The 17239-nt window shown below is 65.9% G+C and carries 14 protein-coding genes and 1 pseudogene; 8 read left to right on the top strand and 7 right to left on the bottom strand.

The annotated features are described in order from the left end of the window. From A9513_RS05670 to A9513_RS05655, 5 genes and pseudogenes are all read right to left on the bottom strand, one after another. A pseudogene (locus A9513_RS05670) lies at window positions 1-274 on the bottom strand (polyphosphate kinase 2); the annotation flags it as partial. A 288-nt stretch (window positions 275-562) separates the two neighbouring features. Beyond that, the gene (locus A9513_RS05665; RefSeq protein WP_024763329.1) at window positions 563-1015 is read right to left on the bottom strand and encodes a PaaI family thioesterase; all 453 of its coding nucleotides are present in this window, start codon (window positions 1013-1015) and stop codon (window positions 563-565) included. A 146-nt stretch (window positions 1016-1161) separates the two neighbouring features. Then, on the bottom strand, window positions 1162-1554 hold the full coding sequence (locus A9513_RS05660) for a hypothetical protein (RefSeq protein ID WP_024763328.1): 393 nt from the start codon (window positions 1552-1554) through the stop codon (window positions 1162-1164). A gap of 328 nt (window positions 1555-1882) precedes the next feature. Beyond that, window positions 1883-2038, bottom strand: a complete 156-nt coding sequence (locus tag A9513_RS35970) for a hypothetical protein (RefSeq protein ID WP_164488247.1) — start codon at window positions 2036-2038, stop codon at window positions 1883-1885. 274 nt (window positions 2039-2312) lie between these two features. After that, window positions 2313-3434: a M14-type cytosolic carboxypeptidase gene (locus A9513_RS05655; RefSeq protein WP_065084181.1), complete on the bottom strand. Its 1122-nt coding sequence runs from the start codon at window positions 3432-3434 to the stop codon at window positions 2313-2315. Between the two features lie 210 nt (window positions 3435-3644). Here A9513_RS05655 and lpdA point away from each other — a divergent pair, with 210 nt between their 5' ends. The 8 genes from lpdA (at window position 3645) to A9513_RS05615 (ending at window position 13801) form a co-directional block, all read left to right on the top strand. Further along, window positions 3645-5045 (top strand): dihydrolipoyl dehydrogenase, encoded by a 1401-nt coding sequence (lpdA, locus tag A9513_RS05650; protein ID WP_065084180.1) that lies wholly within the window; start codon window positions 3645-3647, stop codon window positions 5043-5045. 246 nt (window positions 5046-5291) lie between these two features. Continuing rightward, complete coding sequence (locus A9513_RS05645; RefSeq protein ID WP_024763325.1) at window positions 5292-5561, top strand: hypothetical protein; 270 nt, start codon at window positions 5292-5294, stop codon at window positions 5559-5561. Between the two features lie 303 nt (window positions 5562-5864). After that, window positions 5865-9548: a PAS domain S-box protein gene (locus A9513_RS05640; RefSeq protein WP_065084179.1), complete on the top strand. Its 3684-nt coding sequence runs from the start codon at window positions 5865-5867 to the stop codon at window positions 9546-9548. Beyond that, window positions 9545-10546 (top strand): two-component system response regulator, encoded by a 1002-nt coding sequence (locus tag A9513_RS05635; protein ID WP_024763323.1) that lies wholly within the window; start codon window positions 9545-9547, stop codon window positions 10544-10546. The genes A9513_RS05640 and A9513_RS05635 overlap by 4 nt, the downstream gene beginning before the upstream one ends. Window positions 10547-10609: 63 nt before the next feature. After that, window positions 10610-11155 carry a DUF4256 domain-containing protein gene (locus tag A9513_RS05630; RefSeq protein WP_065084178.1) on the top strand — a complete coding sequence of 182 codons (546 nt, stop codon included), beginning with the start codon at window positions 10610-10612 and terminating at the stop codon, window positions 11153-11155. Between the two features lie 195 nt (window positions 11156-11350). Further along, window positions 11351-12355 (top strand): GlxA family transcriptional regulator, encoded by a 1005-nt coding sequence (locus A9513_RS05625; RefSeq protein ID WP_065084177.1) that lies wholly within the window; start codon window positions 11351-11353, stop codon window positions 12353-12355. 27 nt (window positions 12356-12382) lie between these two features. Continuing rightward, window positions 12383-12625 carry a DUF1272 domain-containing protein gene (locus A9513_RS05620; protein ID WP_024763320.1) on the top strand — a complete coding sequence of 81 codons (243 nt, stop codon included), beginning with the start codon at window positions 12383-12385 and terminating at the stop codon, window positions 12623-12625. A 9-nt stretch (window positions 12626-12634) separates the two neighbouring features. Then, the gene (locus A9513_RS05615; protein ID WP_065084176.1) at window positions 12635-13801 is read left to right on the top strand and encodes an MFS transporter; all 1167 of its coding nucleotides are present in this window, start codon (window positions 12635-12637) and stop codon (window positions 13799-13801) included. A gap of 209 nt (window positions 13802-14010) precedes the next feature. Here A9513_RS05615 and nfuA read toward each other — a convergent pair whose 3' ends face one another. Then, window positions 14011-14595: a Fe-S biogenesis protein NfuA gene (gene nfuA, locus A9513_RS05610; protein ID WP_024763318.1), complete on the bottom strand. Its 585-nt coding sequence runs from the start codon at window positions 14593-14595 to the stop codon at window positions 14011-14013. Between the two features lie 208 nt (window positions 14596-14803). Beyond that, window positions 14804-17092, bottom strand: a complete 2289-nt coding sequence (locus A9513_RS05605; RefSeq protein WP_065084175.1) for a fatty acid cis/trans isomerase — start codon at window positions 17090-17092, stop codon at window positions 14804-14806. Window positions 17093-17239: the final 147 nt, after the last annotated feature.

Raw genomic sequence — 17239 nt, 5'->3', positions numbered from 1 at the left:
TGCCCGCCGCGTCGCGGCCCTCGAAGAGGATGACCACCTTGTGGCCGGTCTTCACCACCCAGTTCTGCAGCTTGACCAGCTCGGCCTGCAGGCTGAACAGGGTGTGGAAGTAGCGCTGGCGCGCCAGGCGTTCTTCATGGGTTTGCAGGCTGCCGTGGCGCAGCCCTTCGAAATCGTAGAGTTCGTCGAACAGTTCGAGTTCGAGCTCTTCGTCGCGGTCGTCCTGCAGGTCGCGCTGGACGCGCCGTGGGAAGTTCTTGTCATCGAGCAGCATGGTGGGTTGCCTTGTGCCGTCACTGGCTCAGCCACATTGAGTGACACTTTCATGACAGAAAAATGTAGTCACGCTTTATGACGAATTCATTACAACCAGTGAAAGAAGTTTCTTGCAAAGCCCGTGCTAGAGCGTCCCTTGATAGGACACCCGATGAATTAAGAAGATCTTAAGAACGCACGCCGAGCCGCCGAGCGGTGCTGGTATCGAAGCGCTATCAGCCCGGGGAAAAGGCCGCGAACATCCGTCCGCGGCCGTGGGGAAGTGACTATGCGGGGAGGAAAATGCTCAGGCGTCAGCCAGCGGGCGCGGCTTGTTGACGTACTTGAAGGTGCCCGAGGCGGACGCCACGGCCACGCCCGCGCTATTACGCAACTCGGCCTCGCAGAAGGCGATGGAGCGCGTGTGGTGGCGGACGCTGCCAAGGGCTTCCAGCACTTCGCCCACTTCCCCGCCCGGCCGCAGGAAATTGGTCTTCATTTCCACCGTCACCACGCCGCGGCCGGCTTCGTCGGCATCGCTGGCACTCAGGGCCATGGCGACATCGAGCAGGGTCATGATCAGCCCGCCATGGGCGTTGGCCCAGCCGTTCACGTGCTGCGGTTCGACGCGCACTACCAGCCGACCGGGGCCGTTGCCGTCCTCCGCCGGGGCATGGCGGAACTGCAGGAGGTCGAGCATGGGAATGGCGATGCCACGGTGTGCGGTGTAGAGCTTGAGCTGTTCGATATCGAGGGGCATGGGGCTTCCTGGTGCAACGAGTGGGGCCAGGCGATATTCCCCGCTCCGACCGGCGGATCGCAAGCCCGGCGAAGCTTCATGCACGGCGGGAATGCCCGTCGATTGCAGCGCTCAGGCGCCCCACCGGCGCCCCTCGCCACGGGTGGTCAGCGCGCCTTGCGGGTGCCGCTCTTCTTTTCGCTCTGGCGCTCGACGGCCTGGACGAAGAGTTCCTCTACCAGCAGCGACTGGATCGGCGAGCGTGTTTCCAGCGACAGGCTCATGGACTCCAGCTTCTGGTTCACCCCCAGGCGGGCGATGCCGCACAGCAGGATGCGCTGGGCGCCGAAGATGCTGCCCTTGTCGACCAGCACTTCGCGGGGCTTGTCGCCGTCCAGGTAGCTGATCTTGAGGGCTACAGCGGTGTCGTCGCGCACAGCCAGGTTGAGCCAGGTGGCAACATTGAACTCGACCACCCATCCCAGGCCGGTCTTCTTGGCCACGGCTTCACGGACCAGATGAGCGGGAACCGGACCCAGGGGGGTACTGTGGTTTTCCATGGGGTTACTTCTGACGGCTGCGGGTAGAGCGAAATGCGCTAACGGAAGACCCGAGTTTATGTGAAGCAGTTCAAGTTTTCAGTCTGTATTTTGTAAGACACCGACTATTGAGTAAGCACGAAGTTACAGATCCGGGGCGCTCTAAAATGCCGGTTACAGCCCGGAAACGGATGACGGAAAAAGGCTGACGACGCGGATCGGCAGAGGCGCTCCGACAAAGTGAATGACTACAGAGGCAAGGCCGGCCCGGCGGGAAGCCGAATCGGCCCTGGCGTGTCCAACTGGCTGGCGCACGCGCCGGTGCGGCCGGGCCCTGAGGCCTGCTTGCTCAGCCTGCGCCAGCGAGGGTGCGTGGCCTCTGTTCGCCCGCGCGGTTCTTGCGCACTTCACGGCGCTCTATGAAGTCCAGTTCTTCCAGGGCGTCCGTGCGGTCCTGCAGGTCTTCGATGACTTGCGGGGTCAACCGCTTGCGATGTCGAGTCATACCTGCCTCCTGAATTCGTATGCCTCATGTTTTGGATTAGCACGCGAGGGGAAGGATTCAAAGGCTGCCTGCGACGGATTACCCCAACGGTCAGCCGCCAAGGATGTAAGACGTCGCCGGGAAAGACGCCTTTCTGCCGGAGCGAGCTTGCTCGCGAACACCCCGCGGCTCTGCGGCTGGGCGGATTCGCGAGCAAGTACCAGGCATTCCCCTCGGTCCTACGAAGAGCTCCAAGGCGGGCTATGGCAAACCGCGATGTCCGTCCGCTCGCGAATCAGCGCAATTCGTCGACCAGGCTGGCGACCGTGACCAGCACCGCCTCCGCCAGTGCCTTCGACCGCGCCCCGCTCCACCCGGTACGCGGATTGGGCGACAGGTTGTGGTCCTTGAACGGCATTTCCAGGGTCAGCGACAGGCAGTCGTAAGTGCGGCCGACGTGATTGCAGGCCAGGGTCAGGTTGGCCTGGCCGGGAGCGTCCTTCGGGTAGCCGTGCACGCTCTGGAATTCGCCGTTGGCTTCCAGGCGCTCGCGGAACAGGCTTTCCAGGCGATCCAGGCGCGGCGTGAACTCCGGGTTGCCTTCGCAGCCGGCGGCGAACACGAAGGGGATTTCCTCGTCGCCGTGCACGTCAAGGAACAGGTCGACGCCGTACTTCGCCATCTGCTCCTGCACGAACAGCACTTCCGGGCTTTCCTCGGCACTGGGCGCGGCCCAGGCGCGGTTCAGGTCCTTGCCGGCGGCGTTGGTACGCAGGTGGCCGTGGAAGGCACCGTCCGGGTTCATGTTCGGCACCAGGTAGAAGTCGGCGCGCTCCAGCAGGCGCTGGACCTCGGCATCACCCGATTGCAGGCGATCGATCAGGCCTTCCATGAACCACTCGGCCATGTGCTCGCCGGGGTGCTGCTGGGCGATCAGCCAGATCTTCCGCGCACCCGCCGCGCCCTTGCCGATGCGCAGCAGGGGCAGTTCGCGGCCTTCGATGCTGTGGCCGGTGGCGAGCAGCTCGGCGCCATTGGCCTGGGCGCGCTTCACCAGCTCGGCATGGCGGTCGCGGCTGTAGGGCTCGAAGTAGGCGAACCAGGCCTGGGGCTGTTCGGCAACGAGGCTGAAGTGCAAGCCGTTGGAATCATAGGTACTGGGCACGCGGAACCAGTCGCGCTGGTCATACGAAGCCACCGCGTTGTAGCCCGGCCAGCCGCCGGTGTAGCTGGAGCCGGGGGCGTTGGTCAGGCTGAACTGATATTGCTCACCGGGCTCCAGACCTTCCGCCTTGAAGTGGAACCACTGGAAGTGCGGGCTTTTCGTGTCCGGGCGCAGCGCCAGGCGCACCTGGCGCGGGTCGCTGTCGTCGATGACCCGGATATTGCCGCTGTCGAAATCGCAGTCGATTTTCATGAATTCTCCGTAGGCGCACGAACCCGAGGCGCCAAAGCCCTGCATTTTCGCCCTCCCCGCCGCGTCTGTCATGTCTGCGTGACTTGCGTTGAATCATATATTATGTTCGTAATATAAATCGAGTAACGCTTATCCCAGGCCATGCGCTGGTGATCCGGCGAGCGCGGGCTAACCTCGATTGACCCCTTTTTCCAACTCGGAGAGCACTGCATGAGCGCATACGATGTGATCGTCATCGGCGGCGGCCCCGGCGGCTACAACGCGGCCATTCGCGCGGGCCAGCTGGGCCTGAAAGTTGCCTGCGTGGAGGGCCGCGAAACCCTCGGTGGCACCTGCCTGAATGTCGGCTGCATGCCGTCCAAGGCGCTGCTGCACGCGTCGGAACTGTACGAAGCGGCGGCCGGCGGCGAGTTCGCCAACCTCGGCATCCAGGTCAAGCCCAAGCTGGACCTGGCGCAGATGATGAAGCAGAAATCCGAGAGCGTGACCGCGCTGACCAAGGGCGTGGAATTCCTCTTCCGCAAGAACAAGGTGGACTGGGTGAAGGGCTGGGGCCGCATCGACGGGCCGGGCAAGGTGGAAGTGACCGCCGCCGACGGCAGCAAGAGCAGCCTCACCGCCAAGGACATCATCATCGCCACCGGTTCCGAGCCCTCCCCGCTGCCGGGCGTGGAAGTCGACAACAAGCGCATCCTCGACTCCACCGGCGCGCTGTCGATTCCCGAGGTGCCCAAGCACCTGGTGGTGATCGGCGCCGGCGTCATCGGCCTGGAGCTGGGTTCGGTATGGCGCCGCCTGGGTGCGGAAGTCACGGTCATCGAATACCTCGACCGCATCTGCCCCGGCATGGACCTGGAAACCGCCAAGACCTTCCAGCGCGCGCTGACCAAGCAGGGCATGAGCTTCAAGTTGGGCTCGAAAGTCACCCAGGCCAAGGTCAGCGGCAAGCAGGTGACGCTGAGCGTGGAGCCGGCTGCTGGCGGCGCGGCAGAGTCGATCCAGGCGGATTACGTATTGCTCGCCATCGGCCGCCGTCCTTATACGCAGGGCCTGGGACTGGAAAGCGTGGGCCTGGCTACCGACAAGCGCGGCATGCTGGAGAACCACGAACACCGCAGCAGCGTGCCGGGCATCTGGGTGATCGGCGACGTGACCTCCGGCCCGATGCTCGCGCACAAGGCCGAGGACGAGGCCATCGCCTGCGTCGAGCTGATTGCCGGCAAGGCCGGGGAAGTGAACTACGACGTCATCCCCAGCGTGATCTACACCCATCCGGAAGTGGCCACCGTGGGCAGGACCGAGGAACAGCTCAAGGCCGAGGGCCGCGCCTACAAAGTGGGCAAGTTCCCCTTCACCGCCAACAGCCGGGCGAAGATCAACCACGAGACAGAGGGCTTCGTGAAGGTGCTGGCGGACGAGCGCAGCGACGAGATCCTCGGCGTGCACATGATCGGCCCGAACGTCGGCGACATGATCGCGGAGTACTGCGTGGCCATGGAGTTCCGCGGCGCCGCCGAGGACATCGCACGCACCTGCCACCCCCACCCGACCCGCTCCGAGGCACTGCGCCAGGCGGCGATGAACGTGGACGGCTGGGCCATGCAGGCCTGACCGCTCGTCGCCAACTACAAATGGCACGTGCGGCGCGATGGCGCACCCAAAAAATCGCTACAGGCCACGGCTGACGGGGCCTGTAGCGACTGAAACAGTTTTATTTGCGACTATTTTGTGTACAACCGCGACATGGGTTGTGACTTTCTTCGACTCTGAATCCATCAATTGCGTGAACGAACACGAAAGTGGATGAGCCGCTTTCGCCACCTTCGCAATGGATTACCACGCAGAGAGATCACAACCATGCATGCGACTCTTCGTTTCAACGAGGCTCTGCTGATCACTGGACGAGCCTTCCAACCCTTCAACTGTGTGACCTGGGTTGACCAAGGGGGCGACGGCAGCCTCGACCTGTCCGTCCTCGATCGCACCGGTACCCGTCTGCTGGGCCTCACCCGCATTCCCAGCTCCGCCTACTCCGACCCGGAGCAGCTCGAAGGCCTGCTGAATCAGGCCCGCGACGAGCTGAACCGCGAAGGCTACCGCCTGCAGGAATGGCACATGCCCGCCTGATCCGCAGACAGGTACCCAAAGAAGCCCGGCCCCAAGCCGGGCTTCTTCATTTCCGGCGCCAGCCGTCGGCAACCGCTCAATTTGCCGCTTCGTCTGCCGACAACGAAGTGTCGGTCGCCGTCCGGCTGCATCGTTTCAGCTTCGATTCCGAACATTGGCTTTCCGCTCGTCCGAAACCCGCATTCCACTGCCGGTTCAGCGGGAGCAGCGACCGACAATGATGGCAATTTGCATCCATCCTGTGTTTTGCTCACCCCGTCTCGTCTTCCACCGGGCCTTCGGCACGCAGTACGGTCTCGTTCAATGCTCGATCTGCAGCGATATTTCTACAGCGGCGACACCCCTTCGCTGCTGGTTTTCGGCGAGCACAACAATGCTCTGGTGCTGCTCTCCATCCTCATTGCCGTCTTCACCTCGACCATGGCCCTGCAACTGTCAGGCGTGGCGCGGCTGGCGCGCAGCCCGTTCTACCGCCAACTGGCCATCGGCACCGGCGCGGTGGCCCTGGGCGGCGGCGTGTGGGCGATGCACTTCATCGGCATGCTGTCCTTCCAGCTCTGCGCGGCGGTGCGCTACGACCCGTTGATCACCCTGCTTTCCGGCCTGCCGAGCCTGTTCGCCTCCTGGATCGCCCTGAGCCTGTTGGCCCGGCGCAACGTCAATCGCCTTCAGCTTATTGGCGGCGGGGTGCTGGTGGGCGCCGGCATCGGTGCCATGCACTACAGCGGCATGGCCGCCATGCAGATGGCTCCGCTGCTGCGCTACAACCCGTGGATGTTCGCCCTGTCGATCCTTGTCGCCGTGGTGCTGGCGGTGATTGCGCTCTGGGTGCGCTTCGGCCTGCGCGGGCTGATGCGGCCGAACCTGGCGATCCTGGTCAGCGGGCTGGTGATGGGCCTGGCAATTGCCGGTATGCACTACACCGGCATGGCCGCCGCGCGCTTCGTCGGCCGCGAGGAGTTCGGCGTGCCGCAGGGCGTGCAGGGCAGCTTCTACCTGGCGCTGGCAGTGTCCATGGCCACCATCAGCCTGAGCATCTGCGTTGCCGCGGTGAATGGCCTGCTGCGCTATCGCCAGCTGTTCCAGGAACTGGAGCGCCGGCGCAAGCACCTGGATTCGCTGCTCGACGCCGCCGTCGAGGCGATCCTCACCATCGACCACAGCGGCGTGATCCGTTCGGTCAACCACGCAGTGCTGCGCCTGTTCGGCTGGCACCCGCACGAGCTGGTGGGCAAACCCATGCAGGTACTGATGAACGAGGCTTACGGCCATCAGTTCCGCATGGCGCTGGATAACTACAAGAGCAGCGGCAAGCGCCAGTTCAGCAACTCCGAACTGGAGCTGGAAGGCCTGACCCGCGACGGCCGGGAAATCCCCGTGCGCGTCAGCCTCGGCGTCACCGATCACAACGGCAAGCCCTGGTTCGTCGTGTTCGTCGCCGACATCAGCGAACGCCGCGAGATGGAGCAGGCCCTTCGCACCAGCGAGGAACAGTACCGCTCGCTGATCCGCAACATGCCCGGCATCGCCTTCCGCGTCCTCCCGGACCACGCCTGGAGCACCCTGTTCGTCAGCGATGCGGTCGAGGCCGTCACCGGCTGGTCGGCGCAGGACTTCAGCGACCAGCGCATCACCTTCGCCCAGCTCTACCATCCCGATGATCAGGAAGCGGTGAACGAGGAAGTCCGCCGCGCCATTGCCGAGCGCCGCAGCTACGTCGTCGAGTACCGGCTGTTCGACCGCAGCGGCGCCGAACACTGGATCTGGGAAGGCGGCAGCGCCTGCTATGACGAATCCGGCAACCCGCAGTGGATCGACGGTGTGCTGCTCGACCAGACCGAAACCAAGCTGCTGAGCAACGAATACGAAGGCAAGGTCACGGCCATCGGCCGCGCCATGGCGCTGATCGAATTCGACCTCGAAGGCCGCGTGCTCGCCGCCAACGACAACATCCTCGAACTCTTCGGCTACACCGAAGCCGAGGTGCTGGGCCAGCACCACAGCCTGTTCTGCCCGCCGGACATCGCCGCCAGCGCCCAGTACCAGGCGTTCTGGCAGGCACTGCGCAAAGGCGAGCACAGCGCCGGCGAATACCGCCGCCTGGCCAAGGACGGGCGCGAGGTGTGGATCCACGCCACCTACAACCCGATCCTCGACTTCGACGGCAAGCCGGTGAAGGTGGTGAAGCTGGCCACCGACCTCACCCCGCGCCGCGTCATGGAGCAGGAACTGCGCAGCGCCCGCGACCGCGCCGAACAGGCCGCCGCCGCGCGCAGCAGCTTCCTGGCCAACATGAGCCACGAAATCCGCACGCCGATGAACGCCATCATGGGCTTCACCGAACTGCTGCTGGATTCACCGCTGGAAGCGAACCAGCGGCGCTACCTGAGCACCGTACAGAACGCCTCGCGCTCGCTGCTGGGCCTGCTCAACGACATCCTCGACACCGCCAAGCTCGATCGTGGCGCCATCGAACTGGAAGCCCTGGACTTCTCCCTGCCGGAGCTGTGCGAGCAGGTCTGCGCGGCGCTGCGGCTGTCCGCCGAGCGCAAGGGCCTGAGCCTGCAGATCGACTATGGCCAGCGCACCGGCGAGTACTTCCGTGGCGACCCATTGCGCCTGCAACAGGTGCTCACCAACCTGCTGGGTAACGCGGTGAAGTTCACCGAGCGTGGCGAAGTGCGGCTGGTCATCAGCGGCGAACCCGGCGCGCTGCGCCTGGCCATCCGCGACACCGGCATCGGCATCGCCGCCGACCGCCTGGAGCGCATCTTCGACCCCTTCGCCCAGGCCGACGCCTCCATGAGCCGGCGCTTTGGCGGCACCGGGCTGGGCACCACCATCTCGCGCCAGCTGGTGGAGCTGATGGGCGGTCGCATCAGCGTGGAAAGCCAAGTGGGCCGGGGCAGCGTGTTCACCGTAGACCTGCCGCTGCCGGCCGGCCGCAGCGTAAAGCCGGAGACGCGCAGCCACGCACCGAGCCTGCCACGGCTGCGCATCCTGATAGCGGACGACGTCCCGCAGAATGTCGAGCTGCTGGAGCTGAATCTGCGCCGCCTGGGCCATCGCCCGCACAGCGTCGGCGACGGGCAGGCCGCCGTTGACGCCTACAGCGCGCAGGACTTCGACCTGATCCTGATGGACGTGCAGATGCCCGGCATGGATGGCCTGGAGGCGACCCGGCGTATCCGCGCCATCGAGCAGCAACGTGGTGAAGACGCCGTGCCGATCATCGCCCTCACCGCCAGCGTGCTCGACCGCGACCGGCAGAACGCCCTGGATGCCGGCATGAATGGCTTTGCCAGCAAACCGCTGGACCTCACCGGCCTGCTGGACGAAATGGCCCGGCTGCTGGGTGCCGCGCCCGCGATTCGCAGCGCGCACGTCAGCGAAACTGCGCCATTGGCGACCCTGGACTGGACCGTCGGCGCCCGCCTGTGGGGCGGACCGCTGCCCATGGCACGGGCCGTCGTGCGCTTCCTCGAAGAGCAGGAAACCAGTCTGAACGCTCTGGAAAGCGCAGTGAGCAACGGCGATCGCGCCGGCATTGCCGCCCTCGCCCACCGCCTGCGCGGCGCCGCCGCCAACCTCGCCCTGCCGCGTCTGGCCGGCGCCATCGGCGCGCTGGAAGGCGCCGCAGAGCACGGCAAGGCTGAACAATTGGCGGCTGCCCTGGAGCGTGTCCGCGCGGAGTTCACTACGGTCCGCGAATCGGTGCCGCTGGTGCCGGTAGCCTTCGCCGAGGCGGTCGGGGCGGCCGTTGGCGAGGCCGCCTCGCAGGACCTGCGTGACGCGCTGCAGGCCCTGCAACTGGCCCTTTCCCGCGGCGGCCTGGACGACCAGGCGCTGGAACGCCTGCGCCTGGGCACCGCCCAGGGCGAACACCGCGAGGCCTTCGAAGCCCTGCGCTACGCCATCGACGACTTCGACTTCGACCAGGCCCTGGAATGGGTCCGCACCCTCGGCGCCCGACTGGAGCAAGCATGAGCCTGACCGCCCAAGATCATCGTCCCTGCCTGCTGCTGGTGGACGATGAAGCCACCAACCTCCAGGTGCTGCGCCACATCCTGCAGGACGACTACCGTCTGCTGTTCGCCAAGGATGGCGAGAAGGCGCTGGAGCTGGCCAACCGCGAACGCGCGGACCTGGTCCTGCTGGACGTGATGATGCCCGGCATGACCGGCTTCGAGGTCTGCCAGCGGCTCAAGGCCGAGCAGGCCACCTGCGCCATTCCGGTGATCTTCGTCACCGCGCTCGCCGATGTACCCGACGAGGCGCGGGGCTTCGAGGTCGGCGCGGTGGACTACATCACCAAGCCGGTCAGCCCGCCTATCGTCAAGGCACGCGTGCGCACACACCTGTCGCTGGTGCGCGTGGAGGAACTGCGCGAGACACGCCTGCAGATCGTCCAGCGCCTGGGCAAGGCTTCGGAGTACAAGGACAACGAGACCGGCCTGCACGTCATCCGCATGAGCCACTACGCGCACATCCTGGCCCGCGCTGCCGGCTACTCGGAGAAGGCCGCCGACGACCTGCTCAACGCGGCGCCCATGCATGACGTGGGCAAGATCGGCATTCCCGATGCCATCCTGCAGAAGCCCGGACGCCTCGATGAGCAGGAATGGGCGGTGATGCGCCAACACCCGGAGATCGGCGCGCGGATCATCGGCGAACACGACTCCACCCTGCTCACCCTGGCGCGCAGCATCGCCCTCACCCACCACGAACGCTGGGACGGGACGGGTTACCCCAATGCCCTGCGCGGCGAGGAAATCCCTCTGGAGGGGCGCATCGTCGCCATCGCCGACGTGTTCGATGCGCTGACCAGCGTGCGCCCGTACAAGCCGGCCTGGAGCATCGACGAAGCCATCGAACTGCTGCGCCGGGAAAAAGGCCGCCAGTTCGACCCGGAGCTGGTGGAGCTTTTCCTCGGTCGCCTGCCCGACATCCTCGCTGTGCGCGAGCGCTGGGCCGACGCCGGCTGAGCCGCAGGCCGCGCAAATCCTGCTTTACTCTCTGACCTTCAACCCCTGCCGAGAGTAAGCAAGATGAATGCGAAGCAACGCGACGCCCTGCTGGCCACCCTGCAGGCGCGGTTCAAGCAACACCCCGAGCGCCACAAGGGCATCGACTGGGCGGAAGTCCAGGCGCGCCTGGAGGCCGCCCCGGCCAAGTTGAAAGCGCTGGAGCAGATGGAGGAAACCGGCGGCGAACCCGACGTGGTCGGCCGAGAAAGCGCCAGCGGCGCCATCCTGTTCTTCGACTGCTCTGCCGAAACCCCGGCCGGCCGCCGCAGCCTCTGCTACGACCGCGAAGCCCTGGACGCGCGCAAGAAGGACAAGCCCGCTGGCTGCGCCACCGAACTGGCCGCGCAGATCGGCATCGAGCTACTGGACGAGGCGCAGTACCGCCAGTTGCAGGAGCTGGGCAGCTTCGACCAGAAGACCTCCAGCTGGCTGCGCACGCCCGGCTCCATGCGCAAGCTGGATGGCGCGCTGTTCGGCGATCGCCGCTACGAGCGTGTGTTCACCTATCACAACGGCGTGCAATCCTATTACGCCGCGCGGGGGTTTCGCGGCGTGCTGAAAGTCTGACGCGGCACCGTTTTCACGCCTTTCGTCGAGGCTCGGCACCACAGCGGCGGAGGGCTTTGCTCCTGAGCAGATCGGCCCTGCCCACCGGGGCGAGCGGGAGCTGGCCAGTGGATTGGCAGGATATGTGGGGTAGCTGACGTTGCCGCCAGCGTCGGCCACCGCCACACTCGTGACATCCAATGAACGAGTGTCGCCATGGAATCGCTGCGCCGCGTCGCCTGCCTGCTCTATCCCGAGGTCATGAGTCTGGACATCACCGGGCCGCTGCAGGTGTTCGCCTCCGCCAACGTCGAGCGCCAGCGCCAGGGCCTGGCGCCGATCTATGAGCTGCTGGTACTGGGCGAACAGGCCGGGCCGGCGGCCACCTCGGCCGGCCTGCGCATCTGCGCTGACATGGGCTGGCGGGAAGTCGAGCCCGCCACCCTGGATACCTTGCTGGTCCCCGGCGGGCTTGGCGTCCCGAAACAATGCGAGAACACCGACCTGCTGCACTGGCTGGCTGCCGCCGAGCCCCAGGTACGCCGGCTCGGCTCGGTGTGCTCCGGCGCGCTGATCCTCGCCGCGGCCGGCGTGCTCAACGGCCGTCCGGCCACCACGCACTGGGCGGATGTCGATGAGCTGTGCAGCGACTACCCCGAGGTACTGGTCCAGGGCGACCGCCTGCATACCTACGATCCGCAGCGCCGGGACGGCGACGATCACGTGTTCACCTCGGCCGGCGTCACCGCCGGCATCGACCTCGCCCTGGCGCTGGTGGAAGCCGATCTCGGCCGTGCCCTCGCCCTGGCCGTGGCGCGGCGGCTGGTGATGTTCCTCAAGCGCCCCGGCGGGCAGGCGCAGTTCAGTCACTGGTTGACCCCGGAACCTAGCCGCACGCCACGCCTGGCGGCACTGCTGGAGTGGATACCGGCCAACCTGGGCAGCGACCTGTCGCTGGAGGTTTTGGCCGAACAGGCGTGCATGAGCCCGCGCACACTGTCGCGGGTGTTCATCAACGAGCTGGGCATGGGCCCAGGCCGCTACGTCGAGCGCGTGCGCCTGGAAGCCGCCCGTGCACTGCTGCAGGACGCTCAGGCGTCGATCAGCACGGTATCGCGGCTGTGTGGCTTCGGCCACCCGGAAAACCTGCGCCGCACCTTCCACAAGCACCTGGCGATCAGCCCGCAGGAATACGCCGAGCGCTTCGGCCAGATGCACTGACTTCAATCCACCGCAAAGGACTTTGCCATGCTCGAACTTCGCCCCGGCTGCGAATGCTGCGACCGCGACCTGCCCGGCGACAGCGCCGACGCGCGCATCTGCAGCTTCGAATGCACCTTCTGCAGCGACTGCGCCGAACAGGTGCTGCACGGCCATTGCCCGAACTGCGGCGGCGAACTGCTACCGCGCCCACGCCGGCCGCTGGCGAAGCTGGCGGCCAACCCGGCCTCGACCCAGCGCGTGCTCAAGCCTGCCGGCTGCCAGGGCTGAGGACGGAACATGCTGCTGCGCATTCCGGCGATCCGCCTGCTGTTCGCCAGCCAGGCGCTGTACTGGTCCTGCTCGCTGATCGGCATCACCCTCACCTCGCTGGTGGGCGCGCAGCTTACGCCGCTCAACAGCCTGGCCACGCTGCCACTGGCAATTCTGGTGCTGGGCAACCTGCTGGCGGTGCAGCCGTTGTCGCTGTTCATGCAACGCCACGGACGGCGGCGCGGCCTGCTGCTCGGCGCCGCCTGCGGCGTGTTCGGCGGGCTGCTTTGCGCACTGGGCGTGTGGCTGGCGGACTTCCTGCTGTTCTGCCTCGGCGCATTGCCTATTGGCGCCTACCAGGCGTCGGCGATGTATTACCGCTTCGCCGCGCTGGAAGCGGTGGACGAAACCCACAAGGGGCGCGCCACCGCCTACGTGATCGGCGGCGGCGTGCTGGCGGCGTTGCTCGCACCGAGCCTGGCGCTGTGGTCGCGCAATGCCCTGCCCGCGCCCTTCGTGGGTTCGTACCTGGCCATCGCCACACTGGCGCTGGTCGCCCTCGCCGTGCTCAGCCGTCTGCCGGAAGGCGCAGCGCCCGCGCCATCCACCGGCGGCTGGAAGGTGATGCGCGAGTTGCTGTCGCGCCCGGCGGTCCGCGCGGCCATGGCCTGCACCGCCGCCGGCCACGGGCTGATGATCCTGATCATGAACGCCACGCCGCTGGCCATGAGTTTCTGCGGGCTGCCGCTGGAGCGCTCGGTGAGCGTGATCCAGTGGCACGTGCTGGGCATGTTCCTCCCCGCCTTCGTCGCCGGCCCGCTGGTGGACCGCCTCGGCGGCCGCCGCGTGGCCTGGGCCGGCATGGCGCTGCTGGCGGTGAGTGCGGCGGTGGCGCTGAGTGGTCAGTCGGTGGCGCAGTTCCTCATCAGCTCACTGCTGCTGGGCATGGGCTGGAACCTGATGCTGGTGGCCGGCACCACCCTGCTCGCCTTCGGCCATTCGCCGCAGGAGCGCGGGCATGCGCAAGGGCTGATGGAACTGGGCAACGGCAGCCTGGCGGCGCTGATGTCGTTCAGCTCCGGCGCGCTGATCACCAGCGTCGGCTGGAGCGCGGTGAACCTGCTGGTCTGGCCGGTGCTGCTGGTGGCGCTGGTGATGCTCTGGTCGGGGCGACGGCAAGTGGCGCAGGCCTGAGGGTTTGGCTGCCTACGCGGTTCGCGAGCAAGCTCGCTCCTGCAAGGAGCACCACTGCGTAGGGTGCATAACCCGGAGCGGGTTATCCGCCGCAATGGCGGATAACGCCTGGGGCGTTATTCGCCTTACGTTTCCGAGCAGGCCCAGACCCGACTCCAAACGAAAGAGGCGACCCGAAGGTCGCCTTTTCGCTGCTCGATCGCCTGCCTTTAGTAGTAGGCGTTCTCGCGGTTGCTGTGGTCGGTGACGTCACGCACGCCCTTCAGCTCAGGGATGCGCTCGATCAGGGTCTTCTCGACACCGTCCTTCAGGGTCATCTCGACCGCACCGCAGCCTTGGCAACCGCCGCCGAAACGCAGCACGGCGATGTTGTCCTCGACCACGTCCACCAGGCTCACCTGGCCGCCGTGGCTGGCCAGGCCGGGATTGATCTCGGTCTGCAGGTAGTAGTTGATGCGCTCGGTGATCGGGCTGTCCTCGTTGACCATCGGCACCTTGGCGTTCGGCGCCTTGATGGTCAGCTGGCCGCCCATGCGGTCGGTGGCGTAATCGACCACGGCGTCTTCCAGGAAGGGCTCGCTGATGGCGTCGATGTAGGCGGTGAAATCCTTCAGGCCGACCGGGGTGTCTTCCGCCTTCTGCTCGCCCGGCTTGCAGTAGGCGATGCAGGTTTCGGCGTACGTGGTGCCCGGCTGGGTGATGAAGATGCGAATGCCGATGCCGGGAGTGTCCTGCTTGGACAGCAGCTCGGCCAGGTAATCCTGTGCGGCTTCGGTAATGGTGATAGCGCTCATGGCAACTCCTCGCAAACGTGGCGCCAGTTTACGCCAAACGGGGGGGTCGGATAAAGCCCTACTGATTTAGTAGGAATAATTCGCAGGTAGGCCAAGCACTTTCCTGTAGGAGCGAGCTTGCTCGCGAATGGCCTCGCAGCGGGGGCCGGTTCGCGAGCAAGGACCGGGCGTTCCCCTCGGTCCTACAGGTTCAGGTCCGCGATCTGGTTTACAGGTTCTCGTAGCGATTCATGTCCAGCACGCCTGCCTCCACCGGCTCGGTTTCGCGCAGGTAGGCATCCAGGTCGTGGAAGAAGAACCAGAACTGCGGGTTGCTGCGACGCACTCCCCAGCGGTCGGCGATCTTCTCGAAGTCCGCCGCACTCTTTACCTGCTCCAGGGCGCCGACGAAGTCCCGTACCTCGGCCGCCTTCAGGTTGAACATGAAGTTCGGGTAGCTCGACAGCACGCCTGGGTAGATGGTCAGCGTATCCAGCCCCGGCTGGTAGCGCAGCGACTCGCCCGTCATGAAGGCCACGTTGCTGTGCGCACGGTTGCGCAGCACGGTGTAGATCTCGCGCTGGCCGTCCGGCAGTTCCACACGCAGCATGGTCGCCTCGGGGAACTGGTCGATGACCGGCAGGCCGGCAGCCGGGCGGCTGACTAGCCGGCTGAAGGCCTGTTCGGCGTCCTGCAGCGGCGCGGCCACGGAGTTGCGGTAGCAGGCGCCGTTTTCGCACAGGTTGATCGGGTCGGGCCGCGCATTGAGCGCCACGTAGTGCTTCAGCAATTGCTTGGCGAAGGCCAGCTTGGCGCCCTTCTCCGGCAGGAACAGCCCGGTGGGTGCGTCGCTGTCGGAGTTGTAGTAGTCGGCCCACATCTTCAGCTTGCCGCTGCTCTGGTACCAGTCATCCAGCAGCTTCTTGCGCGCCCCCACCGGCATCAGGCGCAGGAAATTCTGCTCGGCGCCGTTGCGGATCAGGTCGAAGTACAGCCGCGTCTGCGCCTGGTGGGCGACGTTGCCGAACACGTCGAAGTTCACCACCAGCCCGTAGTAGGTGCGCTCCAGCAGCGGGTAGTCCATCCACCAGAGGGTCTGCGGCACGCCGCCGATCAGGCCCTTGCGCACCGAGGCGCTGTCGTACTGGCGGAAGATGCTCAGCACGGCGTTGTCGTTGCCGGCCCAGATGTCCGCCCAGGTCGGCGCGGGCGCCTCGTCATAGACGTCCTGGCGCAGCTCTTCGTATTGATTGCGCTTGTCGCGGTAGGAGCGCCATTGCGACAGCATCGCGCCGACGTCGTCGATCTGCCCCGGCAGCGCCAGCAGCGGCGAGGCCTGGCGCTGGAACTTCGGATCGGTGACATAGAGGTCGTGGTCCGGGTCCTGGAACACTGCCCAGAAATTGTCGCGGATCACGTCGGTGGCAATCTGCCCACGGCACACCGGCCCGCGGATGAAGGTACGGACGAAGTACTCGGCGTTGTCCAGCATGAACTGGTAGCGCGCCCGCGCCGGAATCGCCTCGAAGGTCAAGAAGGGGTTGGCGCGGTGCTGCAGGCCATAGCCGGGAACCTTGTCGGTATCCCAGGCTGTGCCGTAGAACAGCTCCTGGTTGCGCTGGAGGCGAGCCGCGTTGAGCGGATAGGTGATGTGCGTCTTGTGCACGATCACACCCTGGATCGGCCACAGGCGGTAATAGAAGGTATTGCCCGGATCGTCGTTCGGCCGCCGCGTGGCGATGGGGTCGATGGGCTGGCCGCTGGGCGTGCGCGAACGCACCAGCTGGAAGAAGTGCCCCGGCTCGCCGCGCTCGGTGAAGTACAGGTGGGCGAGGAACAGGTGCTCGTAGATCCAGCGCGACACCAGGCTCTGACGGGCGCCGGGCTGGTTGAGGAAGCTTTCCCACTCGCCGATCTGCTGCGCTTCGCCGCTGCCCGGCTGCCAGGCCTGTTCGTCCACCGGCGCGCCCTGGGCCAGCCAGGTCTTGATGGTTTTCAGCTGCTTGTCGGTCAGGCCGGTGACGGCGAAGGGCATGCCGCTGCGCGGGTTCTTCGCCACGAAGTCGTCGATGGTCGCGGGCGTCGGGCACTGGTTGGTGCGGTTGATCGACAGGTCGAGGCCATCGGGGATCTTCGCGTTGGGCACCAGCGGGTGGTCATGCCCCAGGTCGATCATCCGCGCCATCAGCGCCGCCTGGCTGCCACGGCCATCGAGCACCGACCAGAAGTCCTTGCGCCGCCAGGCGTCCGCGCCATGGGCGTCGAGGAACAGCCGGGTGGTGTCCTGCGCCTTGGTACGCGCGCCGTCATACACCGGCAGCTTGTTCGCGCCGCGTTGCGCGCCTTCGGCGGCCGTCAGGTTGAGCTGGCACGGCGAGTCGTAGCAGGCATGGCAGGCCACGCATTTCTCGGTGAAGATCGGCTGGATATCGCGGGTGTAGGACAATCCTCCCGCCTGGGCCAGCGCCGAAAACGCCAGGCCAGCGATAAGCAACGTGAAGCGGGCTCGCAGGGACATGAAGGGCTCCAAACATCAGGATGATGCGGATTCTAGCGGGAGTGCCGGCCCAATGCGCTCCAACGAAAGGCTGAACATGAGAAATCCTCATGCAAAATCCGCCGACGTCAAATTTCCTGCAGCTTTGCTATCATCAGCGACCTTTCG

It is taken from the genome of Pseudomonas sp. AU12215 (assembly GCF_001675465.2).
Taxonomy (GTDB): domain Bacteria; phylum Pseudomonadota; class Gammaproteobacteria; order Pseudomonadales; family Pseudomonadaceae; genus Pseudomonas; species Pseudomonas nitroreducens.
This window is presented reverse-complemented; position numbering and strand designations above follow the sequence as displayed.